This is a genomic window from Pseudomonas sp. PA-4-8C (assembly GCF_021606625.1).
Lineage (GTDB): Bacteria > Pseudomonadota > Gammaproteobacteria > Pseudomonadales > Pseudomonadaceae > Aquipseudomonas > Aquipseudomonas lactis.
This window is the reverse complement of the sequence record NZ_WKCD01000283.1, coordinates 1-7,175: the sequence shown is the minus strand read 5'-3', so window position 1 is coordinate 7,175 and position 7,175 is coordinate 1. Positions and strand designations below refer to the sequence as shown.

Below are 7,175 nucleotides of genomic sequence, written 5' to 3'. Positions count from 1 at the left end.
CTTTTTCAGTTCCCAGGCGGCGCGCATGCCAGGCAATTCATCGGCGTGCAGGCTGGCCTGGATATAGGCCTTGCGCTCGCCACTGCCGAAACGAAACACGCTCAGCTGGCGCTCACAGCCCAGGTGCCCCCAGGGCAGCAGATGGTCGATACGTTCCATATCAGTGCTTCCGTGGAGCCAGGTAGCTCAGCCAGCGGCGCTCGGCCAACTTGAACAGGCGCACCAGGATGAAGGTCAGGCACAGGTAGAACAGGCCGGCGGTGATATAGGCTTCGAACGGCAGGTAGTACTGAGCGTTCACGGTACGCGCGGCACCGGTGATGTCGATCAGCGTGACGATGGAGGCCAGGCTGGTGGTCTGCAGCATCATGATCACTTCGTTGCTGTACTGCGGCAGCGCGCGGCGCAGGGCCGACGGCAACAGGATGCGGCGGTACAGCTTGTAGCGCGACATGCCCATGGCCTTGGCCGCTTCGATCTCACCGTTGGGCGTGGCCTTGAGGCTGCCGGCGATGATCTCGGCGGTGTAGGCGCTGGTGTTGATGGCAAACGCCAGGCACGCACAGAACGTGGCACTGGACAGCAGCGGCCACAGGAAGCTCTCGCGCACCACTTCGAACTGGGCCAGGCCGTAGTAGATCAAAAACAACTGCACCAGCATCGGCGTGCCGCGGATCACGTAGGTGTAAAGCCAAGCCACACCATTGACGATCGGCTGCTTGGACACGCGCATCAAGCCCAGGGGCAAGGCCGCGAGCAGGCCGAAAAACAGCGAGATAGCGAGCAGTTTCAGGGTGGTCAGCAAGCCGCCAAGGTACAGCGGCATGGCCTCCCAGATGACGTTGTAGTCGAAGATCATAGATCAGCCGCCCTTACGCCTACCGAGTAGCGCTTCTCAAGGTAACGCAAGGCCAGCAACGACACGCTGGTGATCACCAGGTACATCGCCGCCACTGCGAGGAAGAAGGTAAAAGGCTCGCGGGTGGCGTCTGCCGCCTGCTTGGCCTTGAACATCATGTCTTGCAGACCCACCACCGAAATCAGCGCGGTGGCCTTGGTCAATACCAGCCAGTTGTTGGTAAAACCAGGGATCGCCAGCCGAATCATCTGCGGCACCATCACCCGGAAAAACACCTGAAAACTGCTCATGCCATACGCCAGGCCGGCTTCAGCCTGCCCCTTGGGAATGGCCATGAAGGCGCCGCGGAAGGTTTCCGAGAGGTAAGCGCCAAAGATGAAACCCAGGGTGCCGATACCGGCGGCCAGGGGGTTCAAGTCGATATAGTCGTCAAAGCCCAGCAACGGCGCGACGCGGTTGAGCAAGTCCTGGCCGCCGTAGAAAATCAGCAGGATCAGCACCAGGTCGGGGATCCCGCGGATCACCGTGGAGTACAGGTCGCCCAGCCAAGCCAGCCAGCGTACCGGCGATAGGCGTAGCGCGACCCCGATCAGACCCAGAACAATGGCCAAGGCCATGGACGACAAGGCGAGCTGAAGCGTCAACCAAGCGCCATCGAGGATAACGGCCCCGTAGCCTTTCAACATGATTCAGGTCCTCGAAAAGGGGGATGAAAAAATGGCGCAAACTTCAGGATGACTGTTGCTTGCGCCATTTCGGACAGACAGCTGCGATGAGTTACTTGGCGTCAGCGCCGTAAATATCGAAGTCGAAGTACTTGTCCTGGATTTTCTTGTATTCGCCGTTGGCACGGATTGCAGCGATGGCCGCATTGATGCGCTCAAGGTTTTCTTTGTCGCCTTTGCGCACTGCGATGCCGATACCGTCGCCGAAGTATTTGGCTTCGGTGAACGATGGGCCTACAAACGCGTAGCCTTTGCCGGCATCGGTTTTCAGGAAACCGTCTTGCAGCAGGGTGGCGTCAGCCACGGTACCGTCGAGACGACCGGCGGCCACATCCAGGTAGATTTCGTTCTGGGTACTGTAGCCCTTGATATTCGCACCTTTTGGCGCCAGGACTTCACGGGCGAAACGGTCGTGGATCGAACCGCGCTGCACACCGATCGTCTTGCCTTTGAGTTCATCCAGGCCGTCGCTGACGTTGGTGCCTTCCTTCATCACCAGGCGCGCCGGGCTCAGGTAGTAACGGGTGGTGAAGTCCACGGATTTCTTGCGGTCGTCAGTGATGGACATGGACGACAGGATCGCGTCGATCTTACGCACTTTGAGTGCCGGGATCAGACCATCGAATTCCTGCTCGACCCAGGTGCACTTGACGTCCATCTGCTTGCACAGGGCGTTGCCGATGTCGTAGTCAAAACCGACGATGCTGCCATCCGGCGCCTTCGAGGCAAACGGAGGGTAAGCCGCTTCGATACCAATTTTCAGCGGCTTGCCTTCGGCGAAAGCCTGCATGGACAGCACGGACAGCGCCAGGGCGCCCAACAGCACGAGTTTCTTCATCTTGGGACTCCATCGGTATAGGGCAAAAACTGCAGTATGAGCCATGGCCCACGATGCGGCGAAGGTGTAACCGAATAGCGTGCTGCGTCCTGCGCGGGCGACACCTGCGACGACGAGCGAGTGATCGGCATTCTAACGACAGGCCGGAAGCCGATATTTCCTCAATGCGACAACAATTTACAGAAGCACTGAGAAAGCGGTTCCAGCTCATTGACAGCCCCTGAATTTTATGCAGAGACAAAAGATATTAAACCTGATGATGCTGCAAATTGCGGGCCTATTATTCGCAAACCCTTCTAGCACGGCAAGTCTGGCGTTTAATCTTATTTTTGGGGGTGTCTAGAATGCGGTTTTTCGGGGCGTAGGCGTGGTCCATTGCCCCAGGTTTGTGCGGACGGTTACACATTTGAGCGGGCCGGTAACATTCAGAAACGTCCTACTGGAAAAACCGATATTTATTGGCTTGGTGGATATGCAGGTCTGTCAGACCGCCATCCATACCCTCCTATGAAATGCGATCTTAACTGTGGGAGCTGGCTTGCCTGCGATAGCGGTGTGTCAGCCAGCCAACCGTTGCCTGACACACCCTCATCGCAGGCAAGCCAGCTCCCACACTGAATCTGGGCAGTCTTGAGCCCCTACAAAAAAGCCCCACCCGGCTTGCGCCGAATGGGGCTCTGTCCCACCTACCCCGCTTACGCGACGTTCATGGTCTTGTGCGTTTCAATCAAATGCGCCACCACGCTCGGATCTGCCAGGGTAGAGATATCCCCCAACCCATCGTATTCAGCCGTGGCGATCTTGCGCAAAATGCGCCGCATGATTTTCCCCGAGCGCGTTTTCGGCAGCCCCGGTGCCCACTGGATGACATCCGGCGAGGCTATCGGCCCGATTTCCTTGCGCACCCAGTTCTTCAGTTCCAGGCGCAGCGCTTCATTGGGTTCTTCGCCATTTTTCAGGGTGACGTACACATAGATGCCCTGCCCCTTGATGTCGTGGGGTACGCCCACCACTGCCGCCTCGGCGACTTTGGGGTGGGCAACCATGGCGCTTTCGATCTCGGCGGTGCCCATGCGGTGGCCGGACACGTTCAGCACGTCATCCACACGGCCAGTAATCCACCAGTAACCGTCCTCATCGCGACGCGCACCGTCACCGGTGAAGTACATGCCACGGAAGGTCTTGAAGTAGGTGTCGACAAAACGGTCATGGTCGCCGTACAGGGTACGCGCCTGGCCTGGCCAGGAATCCAGAATCACCAGGTTGCCCTCGGCGGCGCCTTCGATGATGTTGCCCAGGTTGTCTACCAGCGCCGGCACCACACCGAAGAACGGCCGTGCCGCCGAACCCGGCTTCAGCGCATGGGCGCCCGGCAGCGGGCTCATCAGCGTGGCGCCGGTTTCGGTCTGCCACCAGGTGTCGACGATCGGGCAGCGGGATTGGCCGACGTTCTTGTAGTACCAGTCCCAGGCTTCCGGGTTGATCGGCTCGCCCACCGACCCCAGCAGGCGCAGGCTGCTGCCGTCGGCGCCTTCGCAGGCTGCGGTGCCGGAAGCCATCATGGCGCGGATCGCGGTCGGCGCGGTGTAGAGAATGTTGACCTTGTGCTTGTCGACAATCTTCGCCACGCGGGTGATGTCCGGGTAGTTCGGCACGCCCTCGAACAGCACCGTGGTCGCGCCATTGGCCAGCGGGCCGTAGACGATGTAGGTGTGGCCGGTGACCCAGCCAACGTCGGCGGTGCACCAGTAGATTTCGCCCGGGCGATAGTCGAATACGCGCTCGTGGGTCAGGGCTGCATAGAGCAAGTAGCCACCGGTGGTGTGCTGCACGCCCTTAGGCTTGCCGGTGGAACCGGAGGTATAAAGGATGAACAGTGCTTCTTCGGCGCCCATCTCTTTTGGCGCGCAGACGGTGCCCGCCACTTTCATCAGGTCTTCGTACCAGATGTCGCGATGCTGGTTCCACTTGATCGCACCATTGGTGCGCTTGCACACGATCACCTTCTGGATGCTGCTGGTTTCCGGGTTGGTCAGTGCGTCATCGACGTTAGCTTTCAGCGGAATCTTCTTACCGGCACGGATGCCTTCGTCAGCGGTAATCACCACTTTCGACTTACAGTCGATGATGCGACCGGCCAAGGCTTCCGGAGAGAAACCGCCAAACACCACCGAATGGATCGCGCCAATGCGGGTACAGGCCAGCATGGCGACCACGGCTTCGGGGATCATCGGCATATAGATAGTCACCACATCGCCGCGATGCACATCCTGGCCGCGCAGGGCGTTGGCGAACTTGCAGACTTCTTCATGCAGCTCGCGGTAGGTGATGTTGCGGCTCTCGGCAGGGTCATCGCCCTCCCAGATGATCGCGATCTGGTCGCCACGCTCGGCGAGGTGACGGTCCAGGCAATTGTAGGAAACGTTCAGGGTGCCATCGGCAAACCATTTGATGTCGACATGGTGGTCGTCGAAAGAGGTTTGCTTGACCGCGGTGAAAGGCTTGACCCAGTCAAGGCGCTTGGCTTGCTCACGCCAGAAGCCATCGGGGTTGACCACCGACTGCTGGTACATGGCCTTGTAGGTCGCCTCGTCGGTGAGCGTGTTGGCTGCTACTTCGGGGCGAACGGGGTACAGGGAAGCCGCACTCATCTTTCTTACCTCGGTGACATAGTTGTTGTTGTATGGCCCCTGTTGTAGCCGGGGTGGGCCTATAGAACCATTCGACGATGGTAGTAACAAGACCCTACAAATTGCCCTGCTATGCCGTTTCACCGCTCTGGCCCGCGTGCTGCGGCGCCTGGCAGGTTTCTGAAAAAATCTTGATCGAGGGATTGTTACAAAAACCGCCAAAAGTGTTTATCAAAACCACGGGTATATGAATATAACCGAGGCGCCTAAAATCAACTCCGCCAACAAGGCACTCTGATTAACAACGCAACAGCCCCCACGAAGGCAACGTTAATCCGAACTTCCCAACTTTTAAGTGACACACGCGGCCTCACAAGGGCCCCGTGCCCCCTTTCGCCCTGAAGAAGGTAATGAAGCAATGAAAGCGTTATTAGTGATGGCCCTGAGCAGCCTGTGCGCCACCGCCGCCCTGGCTGACGAAGCCCCGACTGAACTGGCCGGCCAGAACGCCCCGATCGTTGAGGACTACACCTACAGCACACACTTGGACGTGGCCAAAGTCTTGTCCATGAGCAGCATTCCAGAAGTCTGCGAAGTTGTACCGGCGAAGATGGAATATGAAGATTCGCAAGGCCAGCGGCATATTCTTAACTATCAAGTGATGGGCAATGGTTGCTCTAACGGCTAACAACTTCTGAAGTTGGATTCTTAATTGCCGCAAGAAATCGTTCTTGCGGCCAAGAACCCGCCCTTGAATACACCACGCATCAACTGTGGGAGCTGGCTTGCCTGCGATGGCGATTTCAGCCATAACACCCGCTACGGTTAGTGGACCCAATCCTCGTAAGACAACCCCGCTACGCGACTGAATTCCCGAATATTGTTGGTCACCAACGTACACCCCGAAGCAATTGCATGCCCTGCAATAGCAGTATCATTTTGGCCGATGATCGACCCTTGCTCGGTCAGGCTTCGCTTCACCTCAACCGTCGCGTCCACCGCCGCCAGGCCCCACGGCAACACTTCATCGAGTCGCTTCACAAACTCATCGACTAACGTCTTGTGTTTGGGCGATGCCTTTTTCCCAATCTGCCCATATCGCATTTCGGCATAGGTTATGGCCGAAATCACGATTCGATTGCTCCTCGCCACCTCCGATGCCAGTCGCTCAAGCACACACTCGGGCCGCTCACGCATGATGAATGAGCAAATGCAGGTATCCAGCATGTATGTCGTCACAGATTGAACCTGCCTTCATCGCCAATAACGTCCTCACGCTCCTGAAGAAAATCTTCGTCCGCCTTGGGCAGCTCACTCAACGACCCCCAGCTAGGTCGTATAGGTCGCAACGTAATCGTATCTCCGTTGCGGGTGATTTCGAGCTCGCCGACTCCCTCATAAGCCATTTCGTTTGGAATTCGAATAGCCTGGTTCTTTCCGTTTTTAAAAATTGAGACTGTGCGCATGATTCAGCTCCTACCTATGCCTGACATATGCAATGTAGAGATACGTGGAAGCCTATGCAAGACATATGGCAATTTGCCGACGATCGGAGATCGTGTGCCAGTTGCTAAAAAACTTGCGGCAGTAACCCCCCGTAAACTCTCACCCCGGCTTCAAAAGCGTCCTTTTTGTCTCTAATCAGTGACCATCCGTCACAACACAAACCCGATTTTTTCCCTATAATGCGCGGGTAAATCGGGCCTGCAATATCCCTTTACACTGGGATGAAGAGCCAGACCTGAGGCATCCCGCGCGAGCTTGCACCTACCGCTGCGCCCCTCAAGCCTCACGCAGAGCACCCGTAGCCCTATTCCGTTTAATGCGTGCGCTAGCTGCAACAAACGATTCCTTAAGATCCACCGCGGCCTTTGGGCCGTGTGAACACCCAACCATCCGGTTTCACACGGGCACCTTTGAGCCCTCACGCAGGAGACGACACGTCATGCTGAGCTGGGACGAATTCGACAAAGAAGAAGAAGGCGAAGTAGCCGCTAAAGGCGCCAACGCCGGCCACGCCACCGAAGCCAACATGGACCGCCTCGACGGTGCCGGCGCCGCTGCCGCCGTGGAAGCCCGCGCCGTCACCGCCAACGACTCTGCCGCCATCGTGCGCGCCAAGG

7 protein-coding genes and 2 pseudogenes are annotated in these 7,175 nt (G+C 57.8%); 2 read left to right on the top strand and 7 right to left on the bottom strand.

The features are described 5' to 3' along the window. The 5 genes and pseudogenes from GIW04_RS25920 to acs form a co-directional block, all read right to left on the bottom strand. A pseudogene (locus GIW04_RS25920) lies at positions 1-159 on the bottom strand (peptidase M14); the annotation flags it as partial. Between the two features lies 1 nt (position 160). Then, positions 161-859, bottom strand: a complete 699-nt coding sequence (locus GIW04_RS25915; protein WP_120249166.1) for an ABC transporter permease — start codon at positions 857-859, stop codon at positions 161-163. Further along, on the bottom strand, positions 856-1,545 hold the full coding sequence (locus tag GIW04_RS25910) for an ABC transporter permease (RefSeq protein WP_003193627.1): 690 nt from the start codon (positions 1,543-1,545) through the stop codon (positions 856-858). The genes GIW04_RS25915 and GIW04_RS25910 overlap by 4 nt, the downstream gene beginning before the upstream one ends. Before the next feature lie 91 nt (positions 1,546-1,636). After that, positions 1,637-2,422, bottom strand: a complete 786-nt coding sequence (locus GIW04_RS25905) for an ABC transporter substrate-binding protein (protein ID WP_003193630.1) — start codon at positions 2,420-2,422, stop codon at positions 1,637-1,639. Between the two features lie 695 nt (positions 2,423-3,117). Continuing rightward, positions 3,118-5,073 (bottom strand): acetate--CoA ligase, encoded by a 1,956-nt coding sequence (gene acs, locus GIW04_RS25900; protein WP_003193632.1) that lies wholly within the window; start codon positions 5,071-5,073, stop codon positions 3,118-3,120. Between the two features lie 397 nt (positions 5,074-5,470). Between acs and GIW04_RS25895 the strand changes: the two genes are divergently transcribed. Further along, positions 5,471-5,740 carry a DUF2790 domain-containing protein gene (locus tag GIW04_RS25895; RefSeq protein ID WP_003193635.1) on the top strand — a complete coding sequence of 90 codons (270 nt, stop codon included), beginning with the start codon at positions 5,471-5,473 and terminating at the stop codon, positions 5,738-5,740. 137 nt (positions 5,741-5,877) lie between these two features. Here GIW04_RS25895 and GIW04_RS25890 read toward each other — a convergent pair whose 3' ends face one another. Continuing rightward, on the bottom strand, positions 5,878-6,291 hold the full coding sequence (locus GIW04_RS25890) for a type II toxin-antitoxin system VapC family toxin (RefSeq protein WP_003193637.1): 414 nt from the start codon (positions 6,289-6,291) through the stop codon (positions 5,878-5,880). Then, on the bottom strand, positions 6,288-6,518 hold the full coding sequence (gene vapB / locus GIW04_RS25885; RefSeq protein WP_003193638.1) for a type II toxin-antitoxin system VapB family antitoxin: 231 nt from the start codon (positions 6,516-6,518) through the stop codon (positions 6,288-6,290). Before vapB ends, GIW04_RS25890 begins: the two co-directional genes overlap by 4 nt. A 479-nt stretch (positions 6,519-6,997) precedes the next feature. On the opposite strand from vapB, the pseudogene GIW04_RS25880 reads away from it, so the two are divergent. Beyond that, a pseudogene (locus tag GIW04_RS25880) lies at positions 6,998-7,175 on the top strand (ribonucleotide-diphosphate reductase subunit beta); the annotation flags it as partial.

What these genes read in the sequence shown, in the direction of transcription:
- GIW04_RS25905 (WP_003193630.1), bottom strand. Translation starts at nt 2,422, where the DNA reads ATGAAGAAACTCGTGCTGTTGGGCGCCCTGGCGCTGTCCGTGCTGTCC.
- GIW04_RS25915 (WP_120249166.1), bottom strand. Translation starts at nt 859, where the DNA reads ATGATCTTCGACTACAACGTCATCTGGGAGGCCATGCCGCTGTACCTT.
- vapB (WP_003193638.1), bottom strand. Translation starts at nt 6,518, where the DNA reads ATGCGCACAGTCTCAATTTTTAAAAACGGAAAGAACCAGGCTATTCGA.
- acs (WP_003193632.1), bottom strand. Translation starts at nt 5,073, where the DNA reads ATGAGTGCGGCTTCCCTGTACCCCGTTCGCCCCGAAGTAGCAGCCAAC.
- GIW04_RS25895 (WP_003193635.1), top strand. Translation starts at nt 5,471, where the DNA reads ATGAAAGCGTTATTAGTGATGGCCCTGAGCAGCCTGTGCGCCACCGCC.
- GIW04_RS25910 (WP_003193627.1), bottom strand. Translation starts at nt 1,545, where the DNA reads ATGTTGAAAGGCTACGGGGCCGTTATCCTCGATGGCGCTTGGTTGACG.